Here is a 16,559-nt window from a genome sequence, read left to right on the forward strand (position 1 = left end):
GCCCTGCAAACCCGTAACACAACTGGAAATATTTTGCACTAAGCCAGTTCGACCTTAGTCATACCGTCTCCGCCCTGATCTTCAGGAGCAAATGCAAAACTTGCAATTGCGGGATTACCGTCTAGAAAAATATGCACCTCACGCCTTAAAGCTCCTGTCCCGCGCCCATGAACAATCTCGAGAGAAGTTGCTCCGCGCAGTAAAGCCTGATCAAAAAACTTACCGAGTTCACTGATGGCTATATCAGCACGCTTTCCACGTAAGTCAATCTTGAGACACAAATCTCCACGAGATGTATCGGCAGAATTGACATCAGAAGCGCGTCCCTTAAAGCTTGAAGGCTGACCCTCTTTTTCAACAGGACCAAGCTGATCGGCGGGCATCCACATGGCGACCCCGTCCATATCAACCTTCACACGTTTTTTTCGGTCATCTTTCTCAAGAACTATACCTTTACGTGCCCAATTTATATTTAAAATATTTGAACCGACTTTAATATCTTCAAATGAGAACGGCTTAATTTCCACCTTAGGCTTGTCATCTCCACCGATTTTACCGCGTGCATCAGCAAGCTTCTTAAGCGCCTGTTTACGGCCTATTTTGCCATCTTGCCATTCTTTCAAAACTGATTGCGCCTGAGCCTTAACATCTTTCAAAACGGAGATACGTTCTTTCTCAAAACGTTCTTCAAGTTTAGCACGTTTTTTATTCAGCTTTTCGCGGTCCCTACTAAGTTCATCAAGCTCGCGTTCTCTAGTGACAGCAAGGTCATTCAAACGACTCATGACCGAACCAGTCTCCGAGCCGTCCATAAGCAGGTACTGCTCAGCTTTAGAAATAAGAGATTCAGGAAAACCGTGCTCACGAGCAACATCAAGCGCAATAGAAGCACCGACCTGATCATATGCAATACTGAATAATGGTTTTTTAGTGCTAGGATCAAAGAGGACACTAGCAGCACGAACACCCTCAGTAACAAGAGCGTAAGTCTTTAGAGCAGGAAAATGAGTTGCCGCGAAACAAGTCACTTTATTTTCAAGGAGTCCATCAACTACAGCCTGAGCAAGCGCTGCGCCCTGAGCCGGATCAGTACCTGAACCAAATTCATCTAAAATGAATAAGGTTGAGGAATCCATTGAATCCCAGATACGGCTGATGGACTGAATCTGAGCTGAAAATGTACTTACATTCTCTTCGAGAGACTGCTCATCACCTATAATAACAAAAATTTCTTTAAACAGCGGAAGAATTGATCCCTTCTCAACAGTAACCGGAATACCACTGAAAGCCATTGCGGCAAGGATACCCACCGTCTTAAGGCACACAGTCTTACCACCAGCATTACCACCACTGAGGATCAGAACTCGTTGATCAGGAGGAAGTTCAACATTTAGTGGATGAACTCCGATTTCGGATGCCACAAGCAAGGGATGCCGCGCTCCGGTCAAATTAAACCCTGCTCCGGCTTCAACATCTACCGCAACAGCATTTAAAGAATCTGCGAATAGTATTTTAGCTTGCAATACATCATAATCTATAAGGAAACCATACGCGGCTTCACACTGCGGAAGTTCGGCGCGTACAAGCCCTGTAAGGTAAGTCAGGATCTTCAGTTCTTCCTGTCTTTCTCTCTGCTTAAGCTCCTGCATGGTATTATTAAGTTCTACCAGAAACAGAGGCTCAAAATAACAGGTTTCACCAGTATTTGAATAACTGTGAATGATTCCCTGTAAACGGCCTTTGAAATTTGATTTGAGAGGCAGAACATAGCGATCAGACGAAATCGTCATGAAATCGTCCTGCATAAAACGGCTGATATCTTCGCCGTGAATGTAGTCGCGAACCTTTTTAGAGCAGCGCTGATGAAGTCCTCTGAGGGACTGCCTTACATCATAAAGTTCAGGCGAGCTTTCATCTTTGATATGACCATCTTGATCGATACAACGTTTGAGTCCTGAAAAAGTTTTTTCGGGCCAAACAATAGCATCAATGAAACCGACAATACAATCCCATTCACGTTTTTCTGAAATAGATAACGCTTCTTTGAGTATGCGAGCCTGGCCAAGAGTCTGGATAAGAGCGAAAAGCGCATCATTATCAAGAACATTGGCTGGTTTGTCTAAAAACTCAAAAAGACCTTCGAGTGGAGGGAATATGCTGAGTTTAAAACCGGTTTCTTTTGAAAAGTTCTGTCCCTGTCTAAAAAATCGGGACAATTCGTTGATGGCATCAGCTTCCCGCATAGGGGAAAGATCAAGACATGCCTGCGCTCCAGAAGAAGACACAGCGAAATTTGCTAGTACTTTGAGAACCTTTGGAAACTCAAGTAATTGAAGAGATCTAGGTTCCATAGCATTCCAGTAGGGGAAGAGGTTTGAGCAACATTACCCTGAAATATCAGGGTCCAATACCAAAAAAACGGCAAAACAGCCCCGGATTAACTCCGGGGCCTGCCGTTTAATACTAGCTAAAGCTGATCGAGATCAGGCAAGACGAGAACGTACAAGGCTACTTAAAGCTTTACCGTCTACTTGTCCTTTATGAACGGCCATGATGGCTTGCATCACTTTGCCCATATCCTGAATTGAAGATGCACCGAGATCGGCAATTGCCTTGTCTACAGCTGCTTCGAGTTCTCCAGTGGAAAGCTCTGGCGGCATGTATCCTGAAAGAGCCTTTATTTCTATAGCCTCTTTCTCGGCCAGCTCAGGTCGTCCAGCACTTTCATACTGTTCAATGGCGTCCTTGCGCTGTTTGATCTGTTTTGCAACAAGATCAAGTACGTCTTCATCGGTGATTTCACCACCGCTGTCGACCATGCGATTTTTTATAGCCGTCTTGAGATGCCTCAAGACAGACTTTTTAACATCGTCCTTGGCCTTGTAGGCCGCGATGTAATCTGTATCAACTTGTTCAATGAGACTCATATATTAACCCATTGACATTTTGCGCATTTTTTTGATCAACCTTTTGCGTGCTGCAGCTTTTTTCTTCTTGCGCTGTACGCTAGGTTTTTCGTAGTGCTGACGTTTTTTGAGTTCGGAAAGAACTCCAGCTTTTTCGACCTGTTTTTTAAAACGGCGAAGAGCTATTTCAAAATTGTCTGAATCTTCGAGGTATACACCTGGCATGTAAAATCACCCCCCTTTGCTTAAATCTCGCACCGTAAAGACCGTTGCGGAAGAGAAGTTTTGTACATCCATTATAGCAATAAAGTCAAGCATTACTACAACAAAAAATGTTCAGCACCTGAATTCAGGTGCTGAACATAAAAAAATCTAAATCAAATAAAGACTAATATTCTGTAGCCTGATCTTTTGAATCCATCCAAGCTTTAAATGCGCAGTATACAAGACCTGCGCCAAGGACGGCTATAACGGCATAAAGAACGCCGAAGAAAATTACGTGATCAGGCTGCCACCAAGGAAGGTCCATAGGAAGAGGGCTTTGAACGGTTTCACCATGTAACATCGTTAATCTCCTTTATTATTTTACAGCGTCTTTAAGAAGCTTGCCTGGGCGAAATTTAACAACTTTACATGCTGGAATCTTGATCTCATCGCCAGTGCGAGGATTGCGACCAACACGTTCTTTTCTTTCATCAACCTGGAAAGTTCCGAAACCTGTAAGAGTCAGTTTACCTTCGCTTACAAGAGTTTCTTCAACTGTATCAAGAAAATAGTTGAGGCAACGCTCTGAGTCAGCTTTGGTCATACCTGCTTTCTCAGCGATTTTTACTACTAGTTCAGCCTTTGTCATCAGTTCCTTCCTCCTTAAAACGGGAAATTAATTATTGCGACACACTAATCTGTGTCTGCCATTGACCTCACATAAATGCGAGAGTTTGGTTCTAATTTATCTGCAGAGCATTACTTACGTAACAAGAATTGCTACTGCTAATCAAATTCAAACATCACAAATCCCCCACCCCCAAAACAGTTTAGAACTTAGGGGAAAATTTGCACTGTCGAACCTTGATGAAAATCTAAAACAAAATTTTCGCCTACAAGTCAAGAGGGAAAATCATTTTTAATGCAATTATATAATCCCTGAAACTGTACAGGCGACAAGGCTTCTGGGCGATCTTTGAGCGAAATACCCTCTTCCTCCATCCACTGCAACAAAGAATCAGAAACGAATGATTTCAGTATCTTACCTAACTGCTTGCGCCTATACTGAAAACAGTATTTTATCAGACCTGCAAGACCCTCAGGATCACTGGGTTTTTCATTATTCGGCAGTGAATAAAATTTTATTACTGCCGAGTCTACTTTCGGTTTTGGCTTAAAAACGGTCGGTGGAACTTTAAAAAGATATTGCGTCTCACAGTAACTTTTAATCCATGCGCTGATGCCGCCGTACTTTTTTGAACCCTGGTCAGCAGTAATTCTAAGACCAACTTCGTGCTGAACCATGAACACGCAATTTACAGCGGGACTCTTCGCAGCAATGTCCCACATGAGCTTAGAAGCAACGTTATATGGCAGGTTGCCGATAATCTTCCAATTTTTTTCAGGATCTAGATCTTCCCATATAAATTTCAGGGCATCCTGCTGAATCACTTCTGCTGCCGGATATTCTTTCTCAAGCGCAGGAGCAAGATTCCTATCCATCTCAATCAGCATTAGCTTTTTAGGACCAGCTTCCAATATATGTTTAGTCAAAGCCCCCTGTCCGGGACCTATTTCAATAACAGAATCCTTTTCACTTATCTTAAGACTATCAACAATTTTACGTGCTATATTATCATCTTGTAAAAAGTTCTGACCTAAACTCTTCTTCGCCTTATGTCTGACTTGCACAAAAACTCCATTTAAAAATAATTACTTCTGATTTTTCTAAAAAATCACTTTAGCTTTACGCAACCACATTTCGCAAGCTTAATGATTAGCTAAAAACAAGCCGCTTGTATTAAATAGGCTCAAAATGTTATAAGTAACCAATTCGAACTTCACTCGCTCGCGGAGAAACTATGAAGAACTTTATCGACAACTATTTTCAAATTAAACAACACGGTTCAACCATAAGCCGGGAAATAATTGCCGGGATGACCACATTTACAACGATGGCTTATATCATTGTGGTTAATCCTAAAATTCTTGAGGCTGCCGGGATCCCATTTGGACCGAGCATGGTCGCTACAATCATCAGCGCATTCTTCGGAACAATGGCAATGGGTTTATATGCAAAGCGTCCCTTCGCTGTTGCCCCCTACATGGGCGAAAACGCCTTTATTGCGTTCACGGTTGTAAAAGTGATGGGCTACAGTTGGCAGACAGCCATAGGTGCTATTTTTATAGGCGGTATGCTTTTTGTTATTTTCACCACCACAGGTATTCGAACATGGATGATATCAGCAATCCCTAAAAATTTGAAAAATGCTTTCGTGGTAGGGATAGGTCTTTTTCTTACATTCATTGGCCTAAACACCACTGGAATTGTTGTATTAGGAGTCCCTGGAGCGCCAACCCACCTAGGAAATTTATCAAGCACATCAACTTTGCTTGCCATCGGATGTTTTTTTCTCATAGCCCTGCTCATGGCTCGAAAAGTCAGTGGAGCTATTATTATAGGTATTACCGCGACAACAGTCACAGCTTTCTTTTTGGGAATAGCTAGCCCTCCGACAGAATTCATCAGTATGCCCCCTTCATTGGAACCGACCTTTTTACAACTTGATATTACTGGATCATTCACATGGGGATTCATATCAGTGATCCTTACTGTGTTTATCCTTGATTTTTTAGATACGATGGGAACTTTGTATGCCGTTTCATATCGCGCAGGATTGCTTGATGAGAACGGAGATTTGCCCGAAATCGAAAAACCTCTACTGGTAGATGCAGTGACTACCGTTTTAGCGTCACTCCTCGGAACCACCACAACTGGAGTATTTGTAGAATCCGCTACAGGGATTGAAGCGGGAGGCAGAACAGGACTTACCTCCGTAACAACGGCCATGCTTTTCCTCGCAGCACTTTTTCTGGAACCTATTCTCACCACAATCCCGCCATGTGCTTACGGCCCGAGTCTAATAATAGTTGGGATGCTGATGATCGCACCGTGCAAGGATCTCATCGTTGACGATATCAGTGAACTTGTTCCAGCATTTTTAGTTATTACTCTAATGAGCTTTACCTACAATCTTGGAACAGGGATGACTGCAGGGTTCATAGCCTATCCATTCATGAAAATAGTTACTGGAAAAACTAAAGAAATCTCTCTGGGGATATGGGTGCTATGCATTCTATCTGTCGTATTTTTTATAACATGTCCGCACTAGCGTTTTTAAATATAAGAACCAACGCTTTAACCGGACCGACAGCTTAAACTAAGCTTTTTATGCGTACTATATTACACAGTGATTTATCTCGGTCTTTGACAACTGCGGTGAAAGCATCTAGTCCAATTCTAATAAATATCAATTTGCATAGGACGGAGGAAGTTCATGAATTTGAGGGAATACATTCGCGATGTACCTAATTTTCCTAAAGAAGGTATCGTATATTTTGACATCACACCGCTTTTAGCAGATCCGAAAGCATTTCAGTACACTATCGATATGATGGCTGAAAAATTCAGCGACTATAAAGCTGACAAAATTGCTGCAGCAGAAGCTAGAGGATTTATCTTCGGCGCACCGCTGGCATATAAACTCGGAATCGGCTTTGTGCCCATCCGTAAGCCAGGCAAACTGCCATACGATACCATTTCCGTAAGTTACGACCTTGAGTACGGTTCAGATAGCCTGAGCATGCATGTTGATGCTGTCAGTGCAGGCGAAGACGTTCTACTCATCGACGATGTTCTAGCCACTGGCGGAACAGCGCAAGGTATGATCAAGCTAGTTGAAAAAGCCGGCGGAATAGTCTCCGGAATAGGATTCCTCACTGAACTAGGATTCCTCGACGGGCAAAGCAAACTGAACGGTATTCCGAACAGTCACCTTCTCAAGCTTTAAAATTAGTTCTAACAAAATCTCCTTTTTGCTTCCAACGCGGCAAAAAGGAGATTTTTCTTTTTAATTATAATTTCAGTTTTGCGAAACAGGATACGAATAAAATGGCAGTAATAGGCATAATCGGCGGCAGTGGACTGGACAATCCTGACATTATCAAGAATGCGAAAGATACCAAAGTTACAAATAAATGGGGCGAACCAAGCTCACCCATCAAATCAGGTACAATCGCAGGAGCAGAAGTTCACATCATAGGCCGACACGGCAGAGAACACACCATTCCACCTACTTTCGTAAATAACCGAGCAAATATTCAGGCCCTCAAAGATTTAGGTTGTGACTACATTCTTGCTACAACAGCAGTAGGATCTCTTAGAGAAGAAATTGACCGCGGCCACCTTGTTATCATCGATCAGTTCATCGATTTTACCCGTAATCGCGCCCTCACATTTCATGAAACTTTCGAGCCGCATGCTCCTGCACATACTCCAATGGCTGACCCGTTTGATAATTTTTTGCGCGAAAAGATGATGACATCATGTGCCGAGCTTGGCATCAGAACACACGACAAAGGAACCGTTGTCACCATCGAGGGACCACGTTTCTCAACTCGCGCAGAATCCCATATGTTTCGTGCATGGGGCGCAGATATCATCAACATGAGTACCGCTCCTGAAGCAGCTTTAGCTAACGAAGCCGGAATTCCATACGCAGCCGTGGCGATGTCCACAGACTACGATTGCTGGAAAACGGATGAAGAGCCAGTAACATGGGATGACATTCTCAAAATATTTCAGGAAAATGCTGAAAAAGTTACTTCAATGCTGGTCAAAACAATTGAACAGTTAAGCTAGCTCCGCAGGTAAACCTACATGTCAGCACAGAAATGCGACCTCATCATATACGGTTCCAGCGTTATTACGCAGGATGAGAATCGACGAGTTATTGACGACGGTGCAATTGCTGTTACCGGTAACACTATTTCCGATGTTGGCTCGAAGGCAGAGATTAGCAAAGATTGGGCGGCAGCAGAAACGCTGGACGCTGAAAAATCGATTCTAATGCCCGGAATGATCAATTCGCACACCCATGTTCCAATGACGCTTATGCGAGGCGTAGCGGACGACCTGCCGCTTCTGACATGGCTACATGACTATATCTTCCCCATCGAGGGAGGGCTGAGCAGAGAATTAGTCGAACTCGGGGCGCAATTAGGCTGTGCGGAGATGATAGCAGGCGGTACTACAGCTTTCTTTGACGGGTACATGCATGAGGATTTCGTAGGCAAGGCGGTGGATGAATGTGGCCTTAAAGCTGTTTTAGGAGAAGGATTTTTCGAATTCCCCTCTCCATTCTTTAAAACAGCGCAAGAGGCATGGGAGGTAATAGAAGATTTACATAACAAATATTCTTCTCATGACCGTATAAATTCATCCGTAACTCCCCACGCAGTTTTCACTACAAACCCTGATCAACTTGCTGAAAGCATGGAGCTTGCTGAAAAACTTGATGTGCTCTGGCAGATTCACTGCGCTGAATCTGTTGCCGAAACAAAACTAACTTTAGAGAAATTCGGCAAAAGACCACTTGAACTTCTGCGCGATACAGGTCTATTAACAGCACGCACGAGGATACATCATTGTGTGGACGTTACTGATGCTGAGATCGACCAGATACGTGCTGCGGGAGCAATGACTTCGCATAACCCGCAAAGCAATCTCAAATTAGGATCGGGCATCTGCCCTTTGACTAAATTGCTTGACGCTGGCATATGTGTCGGCCTCGGTACAGACGGGGCTGCCAGTAATAATGATTTGAACATGTTTGAAGAGATGCGGACAGCGGCGCTATTGCAAAAGGGAATTCAACAGGACCCGACAGTAATTCCAGCGCAGCAAGCACTGGATCTAGCAACGGTTAACGGTGCTAAATTTTTAGGGTTAAATGACACTGGATCTATCAGTTCAGGGATGCGAGCGGACATCATCGCCATTGATATGAACAAGGTGCATTTAAAACCTGTATACAACCCCCTTTCTCACGTTGTATACTGCGTCGGCGCACAGGATGTGAAGCTTACAATTTGCGATGGAAAGGTTCTTTATCAAGACGGTAAACATTTTACTGCAGATATTGAAACAATATCATTTGAAGCTGAAAAGGCCGTAAAATGGGCGTTAAAGAGGCTTCATAAGTAAAATAGGTGCTGGATTTAAAACTTTTCGGGCAGTTTTTCCCTTGACAATATAGGGAAAGATTGCATAGGGAAATGTGCTTTTCAAGATAAATATTAGATAAATACGCTTGTACGCAAGCGACTTGCCAAACAGGAGGCGCTACATGGCTAAAAAGAATGCAAAAATACACGCACTTGACGGTGCTGAAATGACTGCTGAAGGATTGTCTTTCAAGGGAACTATCATGGAACCTGTCATTGACAAATGTGAAGGTTGTGAACGTGCAATCGAAGTTGAAAGCAAAACTTACTGTCCTAGCTACGCACAGCCAGCAGTAAAATGGGCTAAAGGCGTATGTAACTTCGCTACTCACGCTCGCGCTGGAGTAGATAAAGAAGGTAAAGTCAAGGTTAACCCGCTGAAAGCTTCCAAGCGTGCAGCACGCGGCCGTTAATAAACAGCTCGCACTGCCTTTCTAGGCAAGTCGTTAATCTTACTTACCTGAAAAACGGTTTATACTGTTTTTCAAAGGTATCTTTGTGCATTAAGGGAGCCGGACTAGTTCCGGCTCTTTTTATTAGTATGTCCGTATAATTTCTATCCGGACTTTTTTGCTTTTATAAGAACACCGACTTTTTACGTCCAGAACGGAGAGAACAATGCCAGGTCAGATTCTATCTAAAATCGATGAATTGAAAGATGCCGCCCTTGAGCTCCACACGAAATTGGTAGCAATCCCAGCGATTGGCCCAACCAATAACGGGACCGGAGAAAAGGATAAAGCGGACTTCCTTACCGCATACCTGAAAGAACACGGTTTCGGGGAAGTTAAGTCTTACAACGCACCGGATGATAGAGTAGAATGTGGCTACAGACCAAATCTTGTTACGGTTCTACCCGGACAAGATACAGCGCAGACTCTCTGGATAATATCCCACATGGATGTAGTTCCAGTTGGTGACCTCACTTTGTGGTCTAATGATCCCTTTACTTTAGTTCAGGACGGCGACGCTATCTACGGACGTGGAGTCGAAGATAACCATCAGGGTCTTGTCAGCTCCGTGATTGCTACGAGAGCGTTAAAAGAAACTGGCGTGACTCCCGGATGTAATATCGGACTGATCTTTGTTTCCGATGAAGAAACAGGTAGCGAATACGGACTGGAATATATGCTGAAAGAGCATGAAGATCTTTTCAAAAAGAAAGACCTTTTCCTTGTTCCTGACTTCGGCGAAGCTGATTCCAGCATGGTCGAAATTGCCGAAAAAAGCACAATCTGGCTTAAAGTAACCGTTGAAGGGAAGCAGTGCCATGCGTCAACTCCTGACGAAGGTGTGAATTCACTGGTTGCCGCTTCAGCCATGATTGTAGAAATTTCAGAACTTCAATTTCATTTTGACGAAGAAGACGAACTGTTCTCTCCACCTTACTCAACTTTTGTTCCTACCAAAAAAGAAGCCAACGTAGAGAATATTAATACTCTGCCGGGCAAAGATGTTTTTTACATCGACTGCCGTGTGCTCCCTAATTACGATTTGAAAGATGTTGTTGATCAGGTCAAAGGAATGGCACTCTATGTAGCCGAAGAGTACGGTGTTGAAATTAAAGTTGAAGTAGACACCAAAAATCAGGCAGCCCCGGCAACTCCTGTTAAATCAGAAATTGTTGAAAAAACTCTTTTCGCCATTAAAGAAATTTACGGCATTGACGCAACCCCCGGCGGTATCGGCGGCGGAACAGTTGCAGCACATTTGCGCGAGCGCGGTTATAAGGCAGTTGTATGGGCAACTCTTCTCGGTCAGGCGCACCAGACTAACGAGAAAGGGTCCATAGCTAACACCCTCGGCGATGCTAAAGTTATGGCACTTCTCCCCTTTTAATTGCTCTAAGCAACACGAACCACGATTATAAAAATGATTAGAAAACAGCCCCCACCACCAGTCTACGACCTCATAGTTGCAGGAGCAGGACACGCAGGATGTGAAGCCGCCATGGCAGCTGCCACCCTCGGCCTGAAAACTCTGCTACTAACTATTAATGTCGATAGAATAGGCCATCTGTCCTGCAACCCAGCCATAGGCGGACTTGCAAAAGGACACATGGTCAAAGAAATTGACGCGCTTGGTGGATATATGGGGCTATGGTCCGATAAGGCCGGAATTCAGTTCCGCACCCTTAACACGCGCAAAGGTCCGGCAGTACGTGCCAGCCGCGCACAGATGGATCGTAATGAATACATGCGCGCGGTTCAGAAAGATATTTTTGCGCAGGAAAATCTTTGGGTAAAGCAGGACACTGCTGAATCTTTAATTGTCGAGGACGGAAGAGCCGCCGGTGTAAAAACTATCATCGGTGAAGAATTTAAATCGAAAACAGTGCTCCTTACCACTGGGACTTTCTTGCAGGGACTTATTCACATCGGGCTGGAAAATTTCAGCGGCGGTAGAATGGGCGATCCGGCATCAGTCGGAATGTCCGCTTCACTTGCAAAAATAGGGCTGACTCTAGGTAGACTAAAAACTGGAACAACCCCGCGCCTGCTAAAAGATTCCATCGATTACGATCAGCTTGAAGCTCAGTTTGGCGATAATCCGCCTAAACCTTTCAGCTTCCGCACTGACAAAATCATGCTACCGCAGGTTCCCTGCCACATTACCTACACCAACGATAAAACTCACGAAGCTATCCGCACTGGATTCGAAAGATCTCCAATGTTCACGGGTGTAATTAAGGGAACAGGCGCACGCTACTGTCCGTCTATTGAAGACAAAGTTGCCAGATTCCCTGAAAAAGGACGGCATCAAATATTTCTAGAACCGGAAGGACTTGAAAGTCCCGAGGTTTACCCTAGCGGAATTCCCACAAGCCTGCCGCTGGATGTTCAGAAGCTTATGATCAATTCGATTATCGGTCTCGAAGATGCCCAGATAGTTAGACCGGGTTACGCTATCGAATATGATTTTGTTCCACCTACGCAGTTACTGCCGACCTTGGAAACAAAAGCGCTGCCCGGACTTTTTCTGGCAGGACAGATCAACGGTACTTCTGGATATGAAGAAGCAGCAGCGCAAGGGCTATGGGCCGCAATCAATACGTACTGCTCGATCACAGGGCGTCCACCATTCGTACTGTCTCGCGACCAAGCCTACATTGCCGTGCTCGTTGATGACCTCGTAACAAAAGGAACCCAAGAGCCTTACCGAATGTTCACTTCCCGCGCGGAATACAGACTTTTACTTAGAGAGGGTAACGCAGACCAACGTCTCACAGCCATAGGGAGAGAACTTGGCCTTGTGGGCGATGATCAGTGGGAAATGTACAGCGAGAAAAAGACCGGCCTAGACTCCGTCATCAAGGGGTTAAATTCAACCCGCATCAAACCTGACGCCGCCACTTGCAAAATAATAAAAGAGATAGGTGGCACCGCACCGGGTAAATCAGTCCCGCTCGCAACACTACTGCGCCAGCCGGAACTGACCATTAACGATATGAAAGGTCTTTGGTCAGACATTGATACATTTTCCGATGAAATTCTTCTTGAAGCGGAAACACAAGTTAAATACGAAGGGTACCTTGTGCGCCAGCAGGAGCTTGTAGATAAATTTCGCAAAAAAGAATCAGTAAAAATTCCAAGCGATGTGGACTATGCCGAAGTTTCAGGCCTCACAAGAGAAGGTGTTGAAAAACTTACAGAAGTGCGCCCATTAACGCTCGGACAGGCAAGCCGAATTTCCGGAATAACCCCCGCAGCGATTTCATCAATTGAAATTCATTTAAAAAAAATTGGCGCAATCTAAAACCAGCTAACTTTCACTGTTAAACATTTTAAGCTATTTCTTTCCAAAAGATAAAAAAAAAGTTACTTTACTATAACTATTCAAAGATTCTAAATACTTTTAATAAGAAGGCTCCAAATGCAAGCCGCAGTAGATCAAGCTTATTTATATAAAGTTCTTAGAGGTTTCGGTGAAACGGGACTCCCTCAGCAAACTATTAATATGCTTTTGGTTATGGGCTTTTGCATGGCGGTTATAGCTGGTGCCGTCCTCTGGTATAATAATCAAGAACTCAAAAAAAAACTTAATCCCACCCCTCCAAACTGGATGATTGGACAGGCCAAAATATCAAAAGTTTTCGAAACAGCCTTAGTTTACCGGTCCAAAGTAGAAATTAGCTTTCATTCAAAATCTGAGAAAAGAAAAACTATACCCTGCTCCATTTCCGACCTTAACAAAGAGATTATTTTAGAATTGCCCTCAAGAGATGGCATAGGAAAATCTTGGATAGGGCGTGAAATTGATGGATATTTCCAAGTCCCCACCAAACAGTCTGGTTTAGTAATTTTTTATCATTTTGTCGGCACCATAAATGACCTTTCATCCAAAGGATCTTCTTACACATACCTCCATCTGGATTTCCCTAATTACCTTGAGCAAACTCAAAAGCGAGAGTTTTTACGTGTTTCTCCTCCATCCAGATTTTATGATTACGCCAACATTATCCCTGATTCAACTCAAGGCATGAAGGCCGCACTAAAATTCATATCTACAAATGGAGAATATTCGCCAGGATTTATGGGTGGAAAAGACTCCAGAGTTACCCTTCAAGATGTCTCGGGAGGTGGAGTTTCCCTCGAAATGACACATCTGAGTTCAAAACGGGCGGCACACTTAAGCCTAGCCAAAGGGCAGGCATTTATTCTGCTGTTAAGTCTTGTAGACACTGGTAATAAAGGAATTATACGTTATATTTTCACAACCCGTATAAGGCGCTTTTTTCTTGATCCAGCGCAAGGAAAAGCGCAAATTGGGCTTTCATTTGAAAACCAATTTATTGGGTTTGACGAAAACTCCAATAAGCCTAAATGGGTTACGTTAAAAAACAAAGGCAGTGCAGAAATGGACGACTGGTCATACAATCTCCATTTAGAGCTTTACCGGGAAGGGTCAGAATAATTGCAATAATTGCAGATGATTGTTGACATAAACCCCACATAATAATTACTTATAGTTTCAAATGCATTTATAATACTCACAAACATAGAGTTTTTTACAACCTCAAACAGGAGAATTCACTTGGACGATGGCTCTGAGGGCCGATTGTGGGCCAAATTAATTAATATCTTTCGAAAAGCAGACTCACCTCTCGAAGAACACATACTTGAAGCTCGCGAAGACGGCGAAATAAAAAGTGAAGTTGTCTCGATGCTGCTAAATGTTCTAGAACTCAAAGATACGACCGCAAGTGAGATAATGATCCCCAGAACCGATATTATCGGAGCAGAAATTGATGGGGGATTAGCAGAAATTGCCGAACAAATAATCGAGCACGGGCATTCGCGTATCCCGGTATATAAAGACTCCAAAGATAATATTATCGGAGTTGTTCACGCTAAAGATCTTATAGCTCCTCTTTTAGAAGGCAATCCTTCCGGATCCCTTGAATCCGTAATGAGAGAACCTTTTGTCGTTTCTGAAAACATTAAAATTAAAAGCCTGCTAAAAGAATTTCAGTCCGGCAGAATTCACATGGCTATTTTACTTGATGAATATGGCGGGACTTCCGGCATGATCACCATGGAAGATATTCTGGAAGAGATTGTCGGTGAAATATCAGATGAACATGATGCAGACCGTCCTTCCGATTTCGAAGAACTTGAGAACGGTCATTTTCTGATTTCGAGCAGAGTTCCTTTAAACGAAGTTGCTGAAAAATTTGACATAACACTCGATTCCGAACATGTGGATTCAATCGGTGGGTATGTATCAGAATTAACAGGAAGAATACCGCACATAGGCGAATTCATCAGTGTTTCAGGATACAAATTCACAGTACATGAAAGTGATGCGAAGCAAATTACATCCATCCTCGTTGAACCTCCAAAAGGCCGCTAAATGCACTTAGCCATTTTGATTGCAGTTGCGACAGTCTGTGCAGGAATAGGTTATGCTAACCCACTGCTGCACCTCCCCTTAGCTGCGCTTGGATTTCCACTAGTTCTGGGCCTTATAGCTTTTTCCGCAGGATCCCCACGCAAAGCTTTTAAACGAGGCTGGATAGTTGGAACATTTTCCAGCCTTGCATGCTTATACTGGCTTGCATATCCTATCGGAGTATACGGCGGTATTTCGTGGATTTTAGCAGTCCCATGCCCCGTCTTAATGGCGCTGGCAGTGGGAGCTTACTACGGAATATACACATTTATTCTCAGTATTGCCGCCCGCAGACTGCATCCTTTTATGCTCTGCATTTTCAGCGGAGCACTATGGGCAACCATGGAGCTTGCGCAAGGATATTTCTTCACTGGATTCCCGTGGATGACTTTTTCTTCCGCATTTGCATACTGGCCTGAATCAATTCAGGGAGCCGCATTTTTGGGGGCATACGGACTGTCGGGCCTATTGGTTTCAATCACAACAGGCGTGCTCACATGGAAAACTTCCAATTTTTCTAAAGTTTGGACCTTGTCAGTAATAGTTATACTTCTATGCCTCGGCGCTCTAAGAACTGAGCCTGAAAATTTCTCGACACTTAAAATTACAGGGAATGCAACTATTGGGATTGTTCAGGGAAATATTGATCAAGCTCAAAAATGGGATTCTAAATTTCAGGTTTCAACGCTTAAAAAATATATCAAGCTTAGCAAAAGTTTACCAGGCAAGGCCGATTTAATTCTCTGGCCTGAAACAGCTATTCCATTTCAAATTCAAAACCCCAGCGGACTTAGAGTCGCTCTGTTTAACTTTTGCAAAGACTCTGGAATACCTCTTTTGACTGGAGCTCCGGGTTATGTCCTTAATCCCAAGACGAGAACGTACTCATCGTATAATAGAGCCATCCTCATTGATCCCGCGAAAACAACTCTCGAATGGTACGATAAATCGCATCTGGTTCCCTTCGGCGAATACGTTCCATTCGAAGAATACCTTCCAATTGGCAAGCTTGTGCAAGGGGTTGGAAACTTTATTCCCGGCACAGACGCCAGCCCGATTCAGAGCGCAAACCTTGCTATGGGGATACTCATCTGCTATGAAGGAATCTTCCCGGAACTGGCTCAAGAGCGTGTTGCCAATGGTGCAAATATCCTGATTAATATAAGCAATGATGCATGGTACGGAAAGACATCAGCGCCATACCAGCACCTTGGACTGGTAGCCCTCAGGGCAGTGGAACAAGGACGTTACTTGATCAGAGATACTAATACCGGAATTTCCGCCTGTATTGACCCTCTCGGAAAAATAACAGACTCAACAGAGCTATTTGTTGACGCGGCAATTTTGGTAAAGCCGAAACTTCTCTCCGGTAAAACTTTCTTTAGCTCCAACTATGGGTTTGTTACATATGGTCCGCTTGTTTTAACTTTATTGTTCTCCATTTGGATAGCAATCAGCACCATTGTATCCCGCGGTAAAAGAAACCAGTAA

At 43.7% G+C, this 16,559-nt stretch carries 16 protein-coding genes; 10 read left to right on the forward strand and 6 right to left on the reverse strand.

The window, feature by feature from the left end; translation table 11 throughout:
• Nucleotides 1-38 precede the first annotated feature (38 nt).
• From BR06_RS0112560 to rsmA, 6 genes are all read right to left on the reverse strand, one after another.
• Nucleotides 39-2,351: an endonuclease MutS2 gene (locus BR06_RS0112560; RefSeq protein ID WP_031483575.1), complete on the reverse strand. Its 2,313-nt coding sequence runs from the start codon at nt 2,349-2,351 to the stop codon at nt 39-41.
• Nucleotides 2,352-2,483: 132 nt separating this feature from the next.
• Nucleotides 2,484-2,927 carry a GatB/YqeY domain-containing protein gene (locus tag BR06_RS0112565; RefSeq protein ID WP_031483577.1) on the reverse strand — a complete coding sequence of 148 codons (444 nt, stop codon included), beginning with the start codon at nt 2,925-2,927 and terminating at the stop codon, nt 2,484-2,486.
• 3 nt (nt 2,928-2,930) lie between these two features.
• Nucleotides 2,931-3,131, reverse strand: a complete 201-nt coding sequence (gene rpsU / locus BR06_RS0112570; protein WP_015336888.1) for a 30S ribosomal protein S21 — start codon at nt 3,129-3,131, stop codon at nt 2,931-2,933.
• A 163-nt stretch (nt 3,132-3,294) separates the two neighbouring features.
• The gene (locus tag BR06_RS20540; RefSeq protein ID WP_169738244.1) at nt 3,295-3,471 is read right to left on the reverse strand and encodes a hypothetical protein; all 177 of its coding nucleotides are present in this window, start codon (nt 3,469-3,471) and stop codon (nt 3,295-3,297) included.
• A gap of 15 nt (nt 3,472-3,486) precedes the next feature.
• Nucleotides 3,487-3,759 carry an HU family DNA-binding protein gene (locus BR06_RS0112580; protein ID WP_031483581.1) on the reverse strand — a complete coding sequence of 91 codons (273 nt, stop codon included), beginning with the start codon at nt 3,757-3,759 and terminating at the stop codon, nt 3,487-3,489.
• A 251-nt stretch (nt 3,760-4,010) separates the two neighbouring features.
• Nucleotides 4,011-4,802, reverse strand: a complete 792-nt coding sequence (gene rsmA, locus BR06_RS0112585) for a 16S rRNA (adenine(1518)-N(6)/adenine(1519)-N(6))-dimethyltransferase RsmA (RefSeq protein ID WP_031483583.1) — start codon at nt 4,800-4,802, stop codon at nt 4,011-4,013.
• A 170-nt stretch (nt 4,803-4,972) separates the two neighbouring features.
• On the opposite strand from rsmA, the gene BR06_RS0112590 reads away from it, so the two are divergent.
• The 10 genes from BR06_RS0112590 (at nt 4,973) to lnt (ending at nt 16,559) form a co-directional block, all read left to right on the forward strand.
• Nucleotides 4,973-6,283, forward strand: a complete 1,311-nt coding sequence (locus BR06_RS0112590; protein ID WP_031483585.1) for an NCS2 family permease — start codon at nt 4,973-4,975, stop codon at nt 6,281-6,283.
• A gap of 165 nt (nt 6,284-6,448) precedes the next feature.
• Nucleotides 6,449-6,961: an adenine phosphoribosyltransferase gene (locus BR06_RS0112595; protein WP_031483586.1), complete on the forward strand. Its 513-nt coding sequence runs from the start codon at nt 6,449-6,451 to the stop codon at nt 6,959-6,961.
• A gap of 101 nt (nt 6,962-7,062) precedes the next feature.
• A complete protein-coding gene (gene mtnP / locus BR06_RS0112600; RefSeq protein WP_031483588.1) occupies nt 7,063-7,812 on the forward strand; it encodes an S-methyl-5'-thioadenosine phosphorylase in 750 nt (249 codons plus the stop codon).
• 18 nt (nt 7,813-7,830) lie between these two features.
• Entirely contained in the window at nt 7,831-9,156 is a 1,326-nt protein-coding gene (locus BR06_RS0112605) for an amidohydrolase family protein (RefSeq protein ID WP_031483590.1), read from the forward strand.
• A 142-nt stretch (nt 9,157-9,298) separates the two neighbouring features.
• On the forward strand, nt 9,299-9,589 hold the full coding sequence (locus BR06_RS0112610) for a PxxKW family cysteine-rich protein (RefSeq protein WP_031483591.1): 291 nt from the start codon (nt 9,299-9,301) through the stop codon (nt 9,587-9,589).
• Nucleotides 9,590-9,794: 205 nt separating this feature from the next.
• Nucleotides 9,795-11,015 (forward strand): M20 family metallo-hydrolase, encoded by a 1,221-nt coding sequence (locus tag BR06_RS0112615; protein ID WP_031483593.1) that lies wholly within the window; start codon nt 9,795-9,797, stop codon nt 11,013-11,015.
• Nucleotides 11,016-11,048: 33 nt separating this feature from the next.
• On the forward strand, nt 11,049-12,932 hold the full coding sequence (gene mnmG, locus BR06_RS0112620; protein ID WP_031483595.1) for a tRNA uridine-5-carboxymethylaminomethyl(34) synthesis enzyme MnmG: 1,884 nt from the start codon (nt 11,049-11,051) through the stop codon (nt 12,930-12,932).
• 117 nt (nt 12,933-13,049) lie between these two features.
• The gene (locus BR06_RS0112625) at nt 13,050-14,090 is read left to right on the forward strand and encodes a PilZ domain-containing protein (protein ID WP_031483597.1); all 1,041 of its coding nucleotides are present in this window, start codon (nt 13,050-13,052) and stop codon (nt 14,088-14,090) included.
• A gap of 120 nt (nt 14,091-14,210) precedes the next feature.
• Entirely contained in the window at nt 14,211-15,029 is an 819-nt protein-coding gene (locus BR06_RS0112630) for a hemolysin family protein (protein WP_031483599.1), read from the forward strand.
• Nucleotides 15,030-16,559, forward strand: coding sequence for an apolipoprotein N-acyltransferase (lnt, locus tag BR06_RS0112635; RefSeq protein ID WP_031483602.1), 1,530 nt, complete (start codon nt 15,030-15,032; stop codon nt 16,557-16,559).

This window comes from Maridesulfovibrio frigidus DSM 17176, assembly GCF_000711735.1.
GTDB lineage: Bacteria > Desulfobacterota > Desulfovibrionia > Desulfovibrionales > Desulfovibrionaceae > Maridesulfovibrio > Maridesulfovibrio frigidus.